Source organism: Pseudomonas sp., from assembly GCF_002796985.1.
In the GTDB taxonomy this organism is placed as follows: Bacteria; Pseudomonadota; Gammaproteobacteria; order Pseudomonadales; family Pseudomonadaceae; genus Pseudomonas.
Genome location: NZ_PEKX01000002.1, coordinates 262,719 through 276,545, shown reverse-complemented (window position 1 = coordinate 276,545; position 13,827 = coordinate 262,719). Strand labels below are relative to the sequence as shown.

At 61.5% G+C, this 13,827-nt stretch carries 14 protein-coding genes; 1 reads left to right on the top strand and 13 read right to left on the bottom strand.

Annotation, left to right across the window (positions count from 1 at the left end; genetic code table 11):
• Positions 1 to 2 precede the first annotated feature (2 nt).
• From lpxA to rpsB, 13 genes are all read right to left on the bottom strand, one after another.
• Positions 3 to 779 (bottom strand): acyl-ACP--UDP-N-acetylglucosamine O-acyltransferase, encoded by a 777-nt coding sequence (gene lpxA / locus CTR55_RS01670; protein WP_296283813.1) that lies wholly within the window; start codon positions 777 to 779, stop codon positions 3 to 5.
• Complete coding sequence (gene fabZ / locus CTR55_RS01665; RefSeq protein WP_081517895.1) at positions 776 to 1,216, bottom strand: 3-hydroxyacyl-ACP dehydratase FabZ; 441 nt, start codon at positions 1,214 to 1,216, stop codon at positions 776 to 778. The genes lpxA and fabZ overlap by 4 nt, the downstream gene beginning before the upstream one ends.
• Positions 1,217 to 1,263: 47 nt before the next feature.
• Positions 1,264 to 2,325, bottom strand: coding sequence for a UDP-3-O-(3-hydroxymyristoyl)glucosamine N-acyltransferase (gene lpxD, locus CTR55_RS01660; RefSeq protein ID WP_296283812.1), 1,062 nt, complete (start codon positions 2,323 to 2,325; stop codon positions 1,264 to 1,266).
• A complete protein-coding gene (locus tag CTR55_RS01655; protein ID WP_296283811.1) occupies positions 2,325 to 2,828 on the bottom strand; it encodes an OmpH family outer membrane protein in 504 nt (167 codons plus the stop codon). The genes lpxD and CTR55_RS01655 overlap by 1 nt, the downstream gene beginning before the upstream one ends.
• Positions 2,829 to 2,878: 50 nt before the next feature.
• Positions 2,879 to 5,254, bottom strand: coding sequence for an outer membrane protein assembly factor BamA (gene bamA, locus CTR55_RS01650; protein WP_296283810.1), 2,376 nt, complete (start codon positions 5,252 to 5,254; stop codon positions 2,879 to 2,881).
• 73 nt (positions 5,255 to 5,327) lie between these two features.
• Entirely contained in the window at positions 5,328 to 6,680 is a 1,353-nt protein-coding gene (gene rseP, locus CTR55_RS01645) for an RIP metalloprotease RseP (protein WP_296283809.1), read from the bottom strand.
• A 16-nt stretch (positions 6,681 to 6,696) separates the two neighbouring features.
• On the bottom strand, positions 6,697 to 7,887 hold the full coding sequence (gene ispC / locus CTR55_RS01640; RefSeq protein WP_296283808.1) for a 1-deoxy-D-xylulose-5-phosphate reductoisomerase: 1,191 nt from the start codon (positions 7,885 to 7,887) through the stop codon (positions 6,697 to 6,699).
• Positions 7,884 to 8,699 carry a phosphatidate cytidylyltransferase gene (locus tag CTR55_RS01635; RefSeq protein WP_296283807.1) on the bottom strand — a complete coding sequence of 272 codons (816 nt, stop codon included), beginning with the start codon at positions 8,697 to 8,699 and terminating at the stop codon, positions 7,884 to 7,886. Before CTR55_RS01635 ends, ispC begins: the two co-directional genes overlap by 4 nt.
• Positions 8,693 to 9,448, bottom strand: coding sequence for a polyprenyl diphosphate synthase (gene uppS, locus CTR55_RS01630; protein WP_296283806.1), 756 nt, complete (start codon positions 9,446 to 9,448; stop codon positions 8,693 to 8,695). The genes CTR55_RS01635 and uppS overlap by 7 nt, the downstream gene beginning before the upstream one ends.
• A 16-nt stretch (positions 9,449 to 9,464) precedes the next feature.
• A complete protein-coding gene (frr, locus tag CTR55_RS01625; RefSeq protein ID WP_296283805.1) occupies positions 9,465 to 10,022 on the bottom strand; it encodes a ribosome recycling factor in 558 nt (185 codons plus the stop codon).
• A 1-nt stretch (position 10,023) separates the two neighbouring features.
• On the bottom strand, positions 10,024 to 10,761 hold the full coding sequence (pyrH, locus tag CTR55_RS01620; protein WP_017521181.1) for a UMP kinase: 738 nt from the start codon (positions 10,759 to 10,761) through the stop codon (positions 10,024 to 10,026).
• Between the two features lie 206 nt (positions 10,762 to 10,967).
• Complete coding sequence (tsf, locus tag CTR55_RS01615) at positions 10,968 to 11,837, bottom strand: translation elongation factor Ts (RefSeq protein ID WP_296283804.1); 870 nt, start codon at positions 11,835 to 11,837, stop codon at positions 10,968 to 10,970.
• Between the two features lie 125 nt (positions 11,838 to 11,962).
• Positions 11,963 to 12,703, bottom strand: coding sequence for a 30S ribosomal protein S2 (rpsB, locus tag CTR55_RS01610; protein ID WP_296283803.1), 741 nt, complete (start codon positions 12,701 to 12,703; stop codon positions 11,963 to 11,965).
• A gap of 285 nt (positions 12,704 to 12,988) precedes the next feature.
• Here rpsB and map point away from each other — a divergent pair, with 285 nt between their 5' ends.
• A complete protein-coding gene (gene map / locus CTR55_RS01605) occupies positions 12,989 to 13,771 on the top strand; it encodes a type I methionyl aminopeptidase (RefSeq protein ID WP_296283802.1) in 783 nt (260 codons plus the stop codon).
• The last annotated feature ends 56 nt before the right edge of the window (positions 13,772 to 13,827 follow it).

Genomic DNA, 13,827 nt, shown 5'->3' with positions numbered 1-13,827 from the left:
AGTCAGCGGGTGATGCCGCGGGTGGAGCTCTGGATGGAGTCACGGAACACCGCGACCTCCGGGAACTGCTCGGAAGCATCGGCCAGTTCGGCCAGTGCCTCATCCACTGTCAACCCTTGGCGGTAGACCACCTTGTAGGCCCGGCGCAGCGCCTGGATCGACTCAGCGCTGAAACCACGACGGCGCAGGCCCTCGAAGTTCATGCTGCGGGCCTCGGCGGGGTTGCCGAAGACCGTCACGTAGGCCGGGACGTCCTTACCGATGGTGGTCCCCATGCCGGAGAACGCGTGGGCGCCAATACGGCAGAACTGATGCACCAGCGTGTAGCCGGAAAGAATCGCCCAGTCATCTACGTGAACATGGCCCGCCAGCGCGGTGTTGTTCACCAGGATGCAATGATTGCCGATCACACTGTCATGGCCGATGTGCACATAGGCCATGAGCAGGTTGTGGTCGCCAATGGTGGTTTCCGAGCGATCCTGAATGGTGCCACGATGGATAGTCACACCCTCGCGGATCACGTTGTGGTCGCCGATCACCAGGCGAGTCGGTTCGCCCTTGTACTTCAGGTCGGGAGTGTCCTCACCAACACTGGAGAACTGGAAAATCCGATTGTGCTTACCGATCTTCGTGGGGCCTTTGACCACCACGTGCGGACCGATCACCGTGCCTTCGCCGATCTCCACATCCGGCCCGACCATGGACCAGGGGCCCACTTCTACGTCGTCAGCCAGCTTTGCGCGCGGGTCGATGATGGCGCGAGGATCGATCAAACTCATAGTTTGCGTTCCGCACAGATGATTTCGGCCGAGCATACCGGCTTGTCATCGACGGTCGCATGGCAATCGAACTTCCAGATGCCGCGCTTGACGCTGAGGAACTGGGCATTGAGCTGCAGTTGATCGCCCGGCAGCACCGGCTGGCGGAAGCGCAGTTTGTCGGAACCGACGAAGTAATACAGGGTGCCGTCGGCCGGCTTCACGTCGAGCATCTTGAAGCCGAGGATACCGGCCGCCTGGGCCATGGCTTCGATGATCAGCACGCCCGGCATGATCGGATGCTGCGGGAAGTGGCCATTGAAGAACGGCTCGTTGATGCTGACATTCTTGTAGGCGCGAATGCGCTTGCCTTCGATGTCCAGCTCGACCACCCGATCCACCAGCAGGAAGGGGTAGCGATGAGGCAGGTATTCGCGAATCTCGTTGATGTCCATCATGTTCAGGGAAGCCTGTTCAGAAAAGGGAAACGCCATAAATGCGTGGATCACGCATCTGATGGAGCGTCTCCGCTTGGGGTCACGGCGGCCACGCGCTTTTCCAGCTGCTGCAGACGACGTGCCATGTCATCCAGCTGACGAATGCGCGCGGCGCTCTTCTTCCATTCAGCCGCGGGCTGCATGGCGGTACCGGACGAGTAGGAACCCGGTTCAGTGATCGAACGGGTCACCATGGTCATCCCGGTGACGAAGACGTTGTCGCAAATCTCGATGTGGCCCACCAGGCCCACACCACCGGCGAGCATGCAGTGCTTGCCGATCTTGGCGCTGCCAGAAATCCCGCAGCAACCGGCCATGGCGGTGTGATCGCCGATCTGCACGTTGTGGGCGATCATGATCTGGTTGTCCAGCTTCACGCCATTACCCACGAGAGTATCGGACAGTGCGCCACGGTCGATGGTGGTATTGGCGCCGATCTCGACGTCATCACCCAGGGTTACGCCGCCAATTTGCGCGATCTTCTGCCAGATACCCTTATGGTTGGCGAAACCGAAGCCCTCGCCTCCCAGCACGGCACCTGACTGGATCACCACGCGCTTACCGATACGGACGTCGTGGTAGAGCGTCACACGGGGTGCAAGCCAACCACCCTCGCCGATCACGCTGCGCGCGCCGACAAAGCAGTGGGCTCCCACGGTAACGCCTGCTCCGACCTGAGCACCCGCTGCGATCACGGCATAAGGACCGATACTGGCCGTCGCGTCGACTTGCGCACCTTCATCGACCACCGCGGTGGGATGAATACCGACCGGCGCCTTGGGCTTGCGGTCGAACTGGTGGGAAAGGCCGGCGTAAGCCAGATAGGGATTCGCCACGATCAGGGCGTTGCCGGTGTACCCCTCGGCATCGGCCGTAGTCAGCAGGACGGCACCTGCCCGGCTGTCAGCGAGGAATTTGCGGTACTGCGGATTCGCCAGGAAGGTAAGCTGACCGGGCTCGGCATCCTGCAGGGTAGCCAGGCCGTGAATCACCTGTACGGGATCTCCGCGCAACTCGGCATCGAGCTGCGCGGCCAGTTCGGCGAGGGTAAAGGACTGCTCGGTCATCATCAGCGCAGTTGGTTCATGCGCTCGATGACCTGGCGGGTGATGTCGTACTGCGGCTTCACGTCCACCACGGCACCACGCTCGACCACGAGATCATAACCACCTTTCTTGATGGTTTCCTCGACAGCCTGATCCAGCTTCGGTTTGAGCTTCTTCAGCATGTCGCGGTCAGCGACGGCCTTGGCTTCGTTCAGCTCCTTGGACTGGAACTGGAAGTCACGGGCCTTCTGCTTGAAGTCGCCCTCGGCCTTTTCACGCTCGGCGTTGGACATCTTGCTACCGCCATTGACCAGCTTGTCCTGCAGGGACTTGGCATCGCTTTCCAGGGCCTTGAGCTTGTTCAGCTGAGGGCCGAACTTCTTCTCGGCATCCACGGCGTACTGCTTGGCCGAATCGGACTCGAGGAGTGCCATCTGATAGTTGAGCACCGCGATCTTCATGTCGGCGAACGCGGGGCTCGCCGCCAGGGCTGCGGTAATCAGGACGAACTGGGTCAACTTACGCACGATGCACTCCTGCACAAAGCATGGTTGTCATTACAACGATACGGCCAAAGTTAGAAGGTCTGTCCCAGCGAGAACTGGAAGATCTGGGTTTCGGCGTTATCCGGCTTCTTGATCGGAGTCGCCAGGCTGAAGCTCAGCGGGCCGAGGGCGGTGATCCAGGTCAGGCCGACACCCGCGGACATGGCCATATCCTGGAACTTGACGCCATCGCAGCCCTGGGTGGTGGAGATCGGGCAATCGGTGTCGAACACGTTACCGATGTCATAGAACAGCACCGTACGCAGTTGGCGCTGGTCCTTCACGAAGGGCAACGGGAACAGCAACTCGGCACCACCGGTGATCAGGATGTTACCGCCGAAGGCTTGCGGATCCTGGTCCGGGTCGGTGTAGCGACCGTCGGCATCAGGACCGTCACCATTACTGCGCGCCTTGCTCGGAGTACTACGCGGACCCAGGGTGCTGTCCTTGAAGCCACGCACCGAGTTGAAGCCACCGGCGTAGTAGTTCTCGTAGAACGGCAGACGATCGGTGTCGCCGTAGGCGCCGCCGTAACCGAGTTCGGTATGGAAGCGCATGGTGTAGTTTTCGGTGAGCGGCGCGAAGATCTGGCCACGGTAATCGAGCTTGTAGAACGACAGGTCGCTACCCGGAATGGTGGATTCCAGCACCAGGCTCTGCGAGTGACCTCGGTTGGCCAGCACGCCCTTGTTCAGGGTCGATTCGGACCAGCCGATGGACGCCTTGAAGTTGGTGAAGCTGTCGCCTTCCTTCTCGATGAAGTCGAAGATCTCGTCAACGGTGTACGCGCCAGTGTCGATATCGTCGCGCTGCACGGTCAGGCCGTAGGTCAGGCGCGAGGTCTCGCTGATCGGGTAGCCGATGCTGACGCCAGCACCCAGACTGTTCACCGAGTAGCTGGAGACGTCGACGTCGAGCTCGTCGTAGTCGGTCTTGCGGTAGAAGGCGTTGTAACCCAGGCTCACGCCGTCAACAGTCCAGTAGGGGTCGACGAAGCCGAAGTTGTAGCGGGTCTGGTAGTCGGACTTGGTCAGGCCGATGCTGACCTTGTTACCGGTACCCAGGAAGTTGTTCTGGCTGATCGAGCCACCGAGGATCAGACCGGCGCTCTGGGCGAAGCCCACGCTCGCGGTGATCGAGCCGGACGGCTGCTCTTCCACGCTGTAGTTGACGTCGACCTGGTCATCGGTGCCCGGAACGGCCGGGGTTTCGACGTTGACTTCCTTGAAGTAGCCCAGGCGCTCGAGGCGCTGTTTGGACTGGTCGATCAGGTAAGTCGACGCCCAGCCACCTTCCATCTGGCGCATCTCGCGACGGAGTACTTCGTCCTCGGTCTTGGTGTTGCCACGGAAGTTGATGCGGTTGACGTACGCTCGCTTGCCCGGATCGACCACGTAGGTGATCGATACGGTCTTGTTCTCGTCGTTCGGCTCGGGAACGCCGTTGACGTTGGCGAAGGTGTAACCCTCGTTACCCAGGCGGCGGGTGATCAGGTCGGAGGTGGTGGTCATCACCTTGCGGGAGAACACCTGGCCCTTCTTCACCAGCAGGAGCTTCTTCACTTCGTCTTCCGGCACCTTCAGGTCGCCGGAGAGCTTCACGTCGCTGACGGTGTACTTCTCGCCTTCGTTGACGTTGACGGTGATGTAGACGTGTTTCTTGTCCGGGGTGATGGACACCTGGGTGGAGGCGATATCCATGTGGATGTAGCCGCGGTCCAGGTAGTAGGAACGCAGACGCTCCAAGTCACCGGAGAGTTTCTCGCGGGAGTACTTGTCGTCGTTCTTGAAGAAGGACAACCAGTTGGTGGTCTTCAGTTCGAACAGGTCGGTCAGGTCTTCTTCGGAGAAGACGGTGTTGCCCACCACGTTGACATGGGCGATGGCCGCCACAGTGCCTTCGTTGATGTTGATCTTCAGCGCGACGCGGTTGCGCGGCTGCGGCACCACCTCGGTTTCGATCTCGGCGGAGTAGCGGCCCTGGGCCACATACTGGCGTTGCAGTTCGTTGCGAACGCCCTCGAGGGTCGCGCGCTGGAAGATTTCGCCTTCGGACAGGCCCGACTGCTTCAGACCCTTCATCAGGTCTTCGGTGGTGATGGCCTTGTTGCCCTCGATCTCGATGCTGGAGATGGACGGACGCTCGACCACGTTGACGATCAGCACATTGCCATCACGGCTGAGCTGGATGTCCTGGAAGAAGCCGGTCTTGAACAGCGAGCGGGTCGCTTCGATCAAGCGGCGATCGTCGATCTGCTCGCCGACGTTCAGCGGCAGGGCCGCGAACACGCTACCGGCAGACACGCGCTGCAGACCGTTGACCCGGATATCGGAAACAGTGAAGGACTCGGCGTGAACCTGGGCGATCATCAGCGCGGAAAGGGCCGCGGGAAGCAGAAAGCGTTTCATGGAGTCCTTTTATTCCAACTGACAAATAGAGAATCTGCCGCAAGTGGCGGCAGATCCGAAATCCAATGGGCGGTTACAGTCGACTCAGATCGTTGACCAGGGCCAACAACATGACCCCGACTACCAGGCTGATGCCAATTTGCATCCCCCAAGCCTGGACCCGCTCCGACAATGGGCGACCTCGCACCCACTCGACCATGTAGAACAGCAGATGCCCGCCGTCGAGGACGGGAATCGGCAACAGGTTGAGAACCCCCAAGCTGATGCTCAGATAGGCGAGGAAATGCAGAAAATCCCCTACGCCGGACTGGGCTGAAGCGCCCGCCACTTTAGCAATGGTTATCGGCCCGCTCAAGTTTTTTACCGAGAGCTGCCCGAGCACCATTTTCTTTAGAGAATCCAGAGTTAGCAGGCTCATGGACCAGGTTCGGGAGAGCGCTTGCCCCACTGCGGCCACCGGTCCATAGCTCACTTCGCGAAGCATGTCCGCGGGCCATTGACCACCGGCGACACCCGCGCCCAGGTAGCCGGTGCGGGCCTTGCCCTCCCCCTTCGCCGCCAGGGTCAGGACCAGCTCCTCGTGCCGGCCGGCGCGCTCGATGCCCAGAGCGACCTTGGCTTCAGGCTTGGCTCGAACCCGCTCGACGACATTCTGCCAATCCGTGACCGCCTGACCATCCAGAGTGACGATCAGGTCACCAATCTGCAGGCCAGCTGCCTTGGCCGGACCTATTTCGTCCAGCTCGGCAATCACTGGCGCAACGGCGGGTCGCCAGGGCTGGATGCCCAGGCCACCGATAGGGTCGGGATTGTCCTCGTTCTTCAGCCAGGAACTGATGCGCACCTGGTGCACCGCTGGAACGCTGGAGCCCTGCTCCAGCACCGCGACACTCAACTCGCCAGTCTCACCAAGGCGACGTACCAACTGCAGGTTGACGCCACTCCAGCCATCGACGGCTTCGCCATCGACGGCCACGACCTCCTGGCCAGACGCCAGACCCGCTATGGCTGCCGGGCTGTTCGCCACCACAGAGCCGATGATCGGCTTGATCTGCTGGCTGCCCAGCATGGCCAGGACCCAGAAGAACAGGATAGCCAGCAGGAAGTTGGCAATCGGGCCAGCCGCCACGATGGCGATGCGCTGGAATACACTCTTGCGATTGAATGCACGGTCGAGCAACTCGGCGGGGACATCCCCCTCCCGCTCATCCAGCATCTTCACGTAACCGCCGAGAGGGATGGCGGCCACGACAAACTCGGTGCCCTGACGGTCATGCCAGCGCACCAGCGGGGTACCGAAGCCCACGGAGAAGCGCAGAACCTTCACCCCGCAGCGGCGGGCGACCCAGAAGTGTCCGAATTCGTGGAAAGTGACCAGTACGCCAAGGGCGACAATCAGTCCCACCACCATATAAAGGGCGCTCATCGCTACCTCCTCGGGCTCAACGCCCGCGCTCCTGCAACCACGCCTGCGCGGCGACGCGTGCGCACTGGTCGGCCGCCAGCACCGCCTCGAGCGATTCGACTGGCGTGCGCGTCTCGCGGTTCAGCACTTCGTCGATGATAACCGGGATATCCGTGAAGCGAATGCGTCGATCGAGGAATGCCGCGACCGCCACTTCGTTTGCTGCGTTGAGCATCGCCGGCACACTGCCCCCTGCCTCCGCGGCCTGACGCGCCAGGCGCAGACAGGGGAAGCGCTGCTCGTCGGGCGCACTGAAGTCCAGGCGACCGATGGCAAACAGATCCAGCGGTGAAACGCCGGAATCGATGCGCTGGGGCCACGCCAAAGCATGGGCGATAGGGGTGCGCATGTCCGGATTGCCCAACTGCGCCAGAACCGACCCATCCACGTAGTCCACCAGAGAGTGGATCACGCTCTGTGGATGGATCACTACCTCCACCTTCGACGGCGGTGCGTCGAACAACCAGCAGGCCTCGATCAACTCCAGGCCCTTGTTCATCATGCTGGCCGAATCGACGGAAATCTTCCGCCCCATCGACCAGTTAGGGTGCGCACAGGCCTGCTCGGGAGAAACCTCGGCCAGTTGCTCCAGCGGAGTCTCACGGAACGGGCCGCCCGAGGCGGTCAGCAGGATGCGCCGAACACCAACCGCCCCCAACCCACGGGCATAGTCCGCCGGCATGCACTGGAAGATCGCGTTGTGCTCACTGTCGATGGGTAGCAGTACGGCGCCACTGGCGCGCACGGCATCCATGAACAGCGCGCCGGACATCACCAGCGCCTCCTTGTTAGCCAACAGCACCCGCTTTCCTGCCTCGACGGCAGCCAGTGTGGGCTTTAGACCGGCGGCACCAACAATCGCGGCCATCACCGCATCCACTTCAGGATGTGCGGAAACCTCACAAAGGCCAGCCTCACCGACCAGCACACGGACCTCAAGACCGGCGCCATTCAGGCGATCCTGCAGAACCCGCGCCTGCTCGATCTCCGGCACCACCACGAAGCGCGGACGGTGACGCTGACTCAGCGCCTCCAGCTCAGCGAGGCGAGAATAGCCACTCAGAGCAAAAACACGATAACGATCCGGGTGACGACCGATGACATCAAGGGTGCTGAGACCAATCGAACCGGTCGCCCCCAGCACGGTAATCCACTGCGGATGAATCACGGCGCACCCCAGCCCACAGCCCAGAGCAGCGCGGTGAACACCGGAATCGCTGCGGTCAGGCTGTCGATGCGATCCAGCACACCACCATGGCCCGGCAGCAGGTTGCTGCTGTCCTTGAGGCCCGACTGACGCTTGAACATGCTTTCGGTCAGGTCACCAATGACCGACAGTGCCACCACGATGGCCGTGCATGGCAGCGCCAGCAGCAGTTCGCGGACCGTCCAGTCGCGATAGATGGAGACGGCGACGGTGATTGCCAGGCACAAAGCCATGCCACCGAAGAAGCCTTCCCAGCTCTTGCCCGGACTGACACGCGGAGCCAATTTGCGCTTGCCGAATGCCTTGCCGGAGAAATAGGCGCCGATGTCGGCAGCCCAGACCAGCACCATGACAGCCACGATCAGCCAGTTGGCCAGTGGCCACTGCTTGAGTAGCACCAGCCCCTGCCAGGCCGGTAGCAGGATCAGCAGTCCGATCAGCAGGCGCCGCCAGCGACCACCCCAGCTCGAAGCGCTATCGGGATAGGTCAGCACCATGACAATCGCCAAGGCCCACCAGAGCAGCGCCAGAACCAGCACGGCACCCGCCAGCTGCGGCAGCCAGGCCAATACCAACATCAGCGCGGCGACCACGGCAGCGTAGCCGACACGGGCGGACTGATCGTTGTAGCCCGCCAGACGCGCCCACTCCCAGGCACCGAGGCTGACCACAAGCCCGATGAACAGCGAGAACGCCGCACCATCGAGCAGGAAGAAACCACCCAGCGCGATCGGCAACAGGATCAGCGCCGTGATGATTCGTTGTTTCAACATGACGGGGGCGCCTCGGCCTCGACCTGCTCGCCGGTCTTGCCGAAACGGCGCTGACGAGAGGCGAAATCCAGCAACGCAGCCTGCATGGCTTCGTGCTTGAAGTCGGGCCAGTAGAGATCGGAGAAATACAGCTCGGCATACGCCAGCTGCCACAGAAGAAAGTTGCTGATGCGGTGCTCGCCGCCGGTGCGGATGCACAGATCGGGCAGCGGCTGGTCGCCAGTGGAGAGACAACCCTGGATCAGCTCCGGGGTGATTTCTTCTGCTGCCAGGTGCCCAGCCTGCACCTCACGGGCAAGACGCTGCGCCGCCTGGGTAATGTCCCACTGGCCGCCGTAATTGGCTGCCACCTGTAGCAGCATGCTCTTGCCATTGGCGGTCAGTGCCTCCGCCTCACGCATCGCCGCCTGCAATTCAGGGGCGAAGCGGCTGCGGTCGCCGATGATGCGCAAGCGAATGCCATTGGCGCTGAGCTTGCGCACCTCGCGGCGCAAGGCCATGAGGAACAGCTCCATCAGCGCACCGACCTCGTCGGCCGGGCGCTGCCAGTTCTCGCTGGAGAAGGCGAACAGCGTCAGCACTTCGACACCGGCTTCGGCACAGGTCTTGATCACCGCGCGGACGGCATCCACGCCGGCCTTATGCCCGGCAACGCCAGGCATCAGGCGCTTCTTCGCCCAGCGGTTGTTGCCGTCCATGATGACCGCCACGTGCCTGGGCACGGGCGTCACCTGCTTGGTCTTTTCCATGACGAGAGCCCGGCTGTCAGACAGCCATCAGGTCCGCTTCTTTGCCCTCGAGGGCTTTTTCGATCTCGGCGACGAACTTGTCGGTGATCTTCTGCACGTCATCACCAGCGCGACGCTCGTCGTCCTCGCTGATTTCCTTCTCTTTCTGCAGATCCTTCAGTTGAGCCAGGGCATCGCGACGGATGTTGCGCACGGAAACGCGGGCCTGCTCGGCTTCGGCGCGAGCCTGCTTGGTGAAGCCCTTGCGGGTTTCTTCGGTCAGGGCCGGCATCGGTACGCGGATGGTGGTACCGGCAGTCGCCGGATTCAGGCCCAGGTCGGAGGTCATGATGGCTTTCTCGACCGCCTGGATCATGCTCTTGTCGAAGACGCTCAGAGCCAAAGTACGGGAGTCTTCCACGGTGACGTTGGCGACCTGGCGCAGCGGCGTATCGGAGCCGTAGTAGGACACCATCACGCTATCCAGGATGCTCGGGTGCGCACGGCCGGTACGAATCTTGGCAAAGGCATGCCCCAGGGCTTCCAGGGTTTTGCCCATACGCTCCTGCGCGTCCTTCTTGATCTCGTTGATCATCTCAATCCTCCTCGATCAGGGTGCCTTCGGCACCACCTACAACAATATTCAGCAGCGCGCCGGGCTTGTTCATGTTGAACACCCGCAGCGGCATTTTCTGGTCCCGGCACAGGCAGATGGCGGTGAGGTCCATCACACCCAGCTTGCGATCGAGCACTTCATCGTACGTCAGACGCTCGAATTTCTCGGCATTCGGGTCCTTGAACGGGTCGGCAGTGTACACGCCGTCCACCTTGGTCGCCTTGAGTACTACGTCAGCATCTATTTCGATGGCGCGCAGGCAGGCGGCGGAATCGGTGGTGAAGAACGGGTTGCCGGTACCGGCGGAGAAGATCACCACTTCGCCACTCTTCAGGTGGCGCATGGCCTTGCGGCGGTCGTAGTGATCGGTCACGCCGACCATGGAAATGGCGGACATGACGATGGCGGTGATGTTGGAGCGCTCCAGGGCGTCACGCATGGCCAGGCCGTTCATCACGGTGGCGAGCATGCCCATGTGGTCGCCGGTGACGCGATCCATGCCGGCCGCGGACAGCGCCGCACCACGGAACAGGTTGCCACCACCGATCACCAGGCCGACCTGCACGCCGATACCGACGAGCTGGCCGATCTCCAGCGCCATGCGGTCCAGCACCTTGGGATCGATGCCGAACTCCTCGGAGCCCATCAGGGCTTCGCCGCTCAGTTTTAGAAGAATGCGTTTATAGCGAGGTTGACGAGCGCTCAGCTGCTGAGCCATGACCTTTTTCTCCTGCGGCGATTGAATGCTGTGCGCCTTGTGGGCGCTTGGCGGAAAGCTTGGACCAGCCAGCCTTACGGCGCCTTTAAACCCGCCTTGCGGGCCTGCGCCGTGGAAACCGCCCCTTTTGGTTTCCCCAGTTTGGCAAAGAGGCCGCGCGCGTTAGCGGGCAGCCTCTTGCGGGGCGACAGTCGTGAGACTGTCTATTACTGCTTGGAAGCGGCTACTTGAGCAGCAACCTCGGCAGCGAAGTCAGCTTCGACTTTCTCGATGCCTTCGCCTACTTCGAAACGAACGAAGGAGACGATTTCGGCGCCGGCTTTCTTGGCCAGATCACCAACCTTGACTTCCGGATCCTTGACGAAGGCTTGCTCGACCAGGCTGGCTTCGGCCAGGAACTTCGAGATACGGCCCTTGACCATGTTCTCGACGATGTTTTCCGGCTTGCCAGCGATCTTGTCGGCGTTCAGAGCGAGGAAGATTTCCTTCTCTTTGGCAACGGCTTCTTCGGAAACCTGCGACGGATCGAGGAACTGCGGGTTGCTGGCAGCGACGTGCATGGCGATGTCGCGAGCCAGTTCAGGATTGCCACCCTTCAGGGTAACCAGAACGCCGATGCGGTGGCCGTGCAGGTAGGCGCCAACCACGTCACCTTCGGTACGAGCCAGGCGACGGATGTTGACGTTCTCGCCGCACTTGGCAACCAGGGCTTCACGGGCCGGTTCCTGCTCTGCGATCAGCGGAGCAGCGTCGGTCAGCTTCTGCGCAACAGCCTTGTCCAGGCTGGCAGCGACGAAGTTCTTGAAGTCGTCCTGCAGGGCCAGGAAGTCGGTCTGCGAGTTGACTTCGATGATGGTGGCGGATTTGGCATCGTCAGCCACTTTGGCGGCGATGGCGCCTTCGGCGGCGATGTTGCCAGCCTTCTTGGCAGCCTTGATGGCGCCCGAAGCGCGCATATCGTCGATGGCCTTCTCGATATCGCCTTCAGCGGCGACCAGTGCCTTCTTGCACTCCATCATGCCCTGGCCGGTACGCTCACGCAGTTCCTTGACCAGTGCTGCAGTAATTTCTGCCATTTCGAAATCCTCTTGAGTTGCTCTCAAAACCAGATCGCCCGGATACCCGGGCGGAATTCTCGGGGTGGCAAAAAGGGGGCCTAGCCCCCTTCCTGCTCACCGTAGGACGTCTGGACGTCCTGGAATCAGCCTTCGGCGGATTCGGCCGGTGCTTCTTCGACGAACTCGTCAGCCGTCACGCCGCCGGCATTCTTGCCGCGCAGGACAGCTTCAGCCATCGAGCCCAGGTACAGCTGAACGGCGCGGATGGCGTCGTCGTTACCCGGGATAACATAGTCAACGCCGTCCGGGCTGCTGTTGGTATCGACGATGCCGATGACCGGGATGCCCAGCTTGTTGGCTTCGGTGATAGCAATGCGCTCGTGGTCAACGTCGACGACGAACAGAGCGTCCGGCAGGCCGCCCATGTCCTTGATACCACCCAGGCTGCGATCCAGTTTTTCCAGATCACGGGAGCGCATCAGAGCTTCTTTCTTGGTCAGCTTGGCGAAAGTACCGTCCTGGGACTGAACTTCCAGCTCGCGCAGACGCTTGATCGACTGACGGATGGTCTTGTAGTTGGTGAGCATGCCGCCCAGCCAACGGTGGTCGACGTACGGCATGCCGCAACGGGCAGCTTCTTCGCGAACGATCTTGCCGGCGGAACGCTTGGTGCCGACGAACAGGATCTTGTTCTTGCCCTGGGCCAGGCGCTCAACGAAGGTCAGGGCCTCGTTGAACATCGGCAGGGTTTTTTCGAGGTTGATGATGTGGATCTTGTTACGCGCGCCGAAAATGAACTTGCCCATTTTCGGGTTCCAGTAACGGGTCTGGTGGCCGAAGTGCACACCGGCCTTCAGCATATCGCGCATATTGACTTGGGACATGATAGTTCCTCGATAAGTCGGGTTAGGCCTCCATGCATCCCAACGGCCAACCCTCCGACTGTGTCGAAAGGCACCCAGGCCATCGTGTCGATGCATGTGTGGGTTAGTGCCCCGAAATGGCCGTAGCCTTCAGAGCGGGGCGCTTTATACCACAACCTTGACCGCAACGAAACCCGCACAGGCATCCACCGCCCTGCTCCGCGCTTAAAAGGCAGGGCGCGAATCTGATAGACTTGCGTATTCCTCTCATTACCCGCGCGTTCGCAGCGCCTCAAGAGAATTCGCATGACCGTCACCCTCAAGACGCCCGAAGACATCGAGAAAATGCGCGTCGCCGGCCGCCTGGCCGCCGAAGTGCTGGAAATGATCGGCGAACACGTCAAGCCCGGCGTCACCACCGACGAACTGGACCGCATCTGCCACGACTATATCGTCAACGTGCAGAAGGCCATTCCGGCGCCGCTGAACTACAAGGGCTTCCCCAAGTCCATCTGCACCTCGATCAACCATGTGGTTTGCCATGGCATTCCCAACGAGAAGCCGCTCAAGGAAGGTGACATCGTCAATATCGATGTCACCGTGATCAAGGACGGCTACCACGGCGACACCAGCAAGATGTTCTCGGTCGGCAAGACCCCGGAATGGGCGGATCGCCTCTGCCAGATCACCCAGGAATGCATGTACAAGGGCATCGACGTGGTCAAGCCGGGCGCTCGCCTGGGCGACATTGGCGAAGTGATCCAGAAGTACGCCGAGAAGAACGGCTTCTCCGTGGTGCGCGAGTACTGCGGCCACGGCATCGGCAAGGTCTTCCACGAGGAGCCCCAGGTGCTGCACTACGGCCGTGCCGGCACCGGCCTGGAACTCAAGGAAGGCATGATCTTCACCATCGAGCCGATGATCAACCAGGGCCGCCCGGAAACCCGCCTGCTGGGCGACGGCTGGACTGCCATCACCAAGGACCGCAAGCTGTCCGCGCAGTGGGAGCACACCGTGCTGGTCACCGCCGACGGCTACGAGATCCTGACCCTGCGCAACGACGAAAGCTTCCCGCGCACCTCCGCCTGACAAGCGGTTTGCAATCTCGCCGATGGCTGGGTAGAACATAGAAATCCCGGCCCGGC

What these genes read in the sequence shown, in the direction of transcription:
- lpxA (WP_296283813.1), bottom strand. Translation starts at nt 779, where the DNA reads ATGAGTTTGATCGATCCTCGCGCCATCATCGACCCGCGCGCAAAGCTG.
- fabZ (WP_081517895.1), bottom strand. Translation starts at nt 1,216, where the DNA reads ATGATGGACATCAACGAGATTCGCGAATACCTGCCTCATCGCTACCCC.
- lpxD (WP_296283812.1), bottom strand. Translation starts at nt 2,325, where the DNA reads ATGATGACCGAGCAGTCCTTTACCCTCGCCGAACTGGCCGCGCAGCTC.
- bamA (WP_296283810.1), bottom strand. Translation starts at nt 5,254, where the DNA reads ATGAAACGCTTTCTGCTTCCCGCGGCCCTTTCCGCGCTGATGATCGCC.
- rseP (WP_296283809.1), bottom strand. Translation starts at nt 6,680, where the DNA reads ATGAGCGCCCTTTATATGGTGGTGGGACTGATTGTCGCCCTTGGCGTA.
- CTR55_RS01635 (WP_296283807.1), bottom strand. Translation starts at nt 8,699, where the DNA reads ATGTTGAAACAACGAATCATCACGGCGCTGATCCTGTTGCCGATCGCG.
- uppS (WP_296283806.1), bottom strand. Translation starts at nt 9,448, where the DNA reads ATGGAAAAGACCAAGCAGGTGACGCCCGTGCCCAGGCACGTGGCGGTC.
- frr (WP_296283805.1), bottom strand. Translation starts at nt 10,022, where the DNA reads ATGATCAACGAGATCAAGAAGGACGCGCAGGAGCGTATGGGCAAAACC.
- pyrH (WP_017521181.1), bottom strand. Translation starts at nt 10,761, where the DNA reads ATGGCTCAGCAGCTGAGCGCTCGTCAACCTCGCTATAAACGCATTCTT.
- tsf (WP_296283804.1), bottom strand. Translation starts at nt 11,837, where the DNA reads ATGGCAGAAATTACTGCAGCACTGGTCAAGGAACTGCGTGAGCGTACC.
- rpsB (WP_296283803.1), bottom strand. Translation starts at nt 12,703, where the DNA reads ATGTCCCAAGTCAATATGCGCGATATGCTGAAGGCCGGTGTGCACTTC.
- map (WP_296283802.1), top strand. Translation starts at nt 12,989, where the DNA reads ATGACCGTCACCCTCAAGACGCCCGAAGACATCGAGAAAATGCGCGTC.